The organism is Oleiphilus sp. HI0086 (assembly GCF_001635225.1).
Genome location: NZ_LWFZ01001161.1, coordinates 1 through 804 on the forward strand (window position 1 = coordinate 1; position 804 = coordinate 804).

An 804-nucleotide genomic window follows, 5' to 3' on the forward strand; every position below is an offset into this window, starting at 1 on the left:
GTCTCTTCAGCACCTTCAAAGATAGAGAGTACGCGGGCATCAATCCAGTAACGGCTCACTGCTGATTCTTCTGCATAGCCCATACCTCCGTGAATCTGCAATGCCTCACGTGTTAGCCACTCAGAAGACTTACAAGCAAATAGTTTCACTAGGCTGGCTTCCATCTGGCCTTTGCCTTCATCCATCAAACGGCCTACGGCGTAGGTAAACTGGCGCGAAGCGGTCATCAAGGTCGCCATGCGAGATAGTTTGCTTAGGGTAAGCTGGTATTCACCCACAGGCTGGCCAAATACTTTACGTTCTTGTGAGTAGCTGATCGCACGCTCATAAGCGGCTTGCATGAGGCCATTTGCACGTGCAGCAGTTTGGATACGTCCACCAGAGAAACCTGCCATCGTGTAATAGAAGCCTTTACCCAGGCCTTCTTCACCACCTAACAAGTGGCTGTCTGGAACAAAGACATTATCGAAGAATACGTCGAAAGAGTGCATGCCTCGGTAACCGATTGTTGGGATTGCTTTCCCGCTTAGCTTACCGCCACCTTCTTGCTCGTATTCAAAATCATGGCCGTCGAAAGAAGGTTTTTCAACTAGGAACATGCTTAAGCCTTTGTGGCCCAAGCCTGGATCAGGGTTAGTACGCGCTAGTGTTAACAAAACGCCAGCTTTACCGCCAAAAGTACACCATGTTTTCGCGCCGTTAAGTACCCAACCACCGTCAACTTTTTCAGCTTTTAGTTTCATGCCTGCAACGTCAGAACCAAAATCTGGCTCGGTAATGGCAACTGCGCAGGATGGGTCAGCC

At 49.5% G+C, this 804-nt stretch carries 1 protein-coding gene; it reads right to left on the minus strand.

Annotated features, from left to right (window positions below; genetic code table 11):
- A partial coding sequence (locus tag A3756_RS20375; protein WP_197481422.1) for an acyl-CoA dehydrogenase family protein occupies nt 1–804 on the minus strand: 804 nt, incomplete at both ends.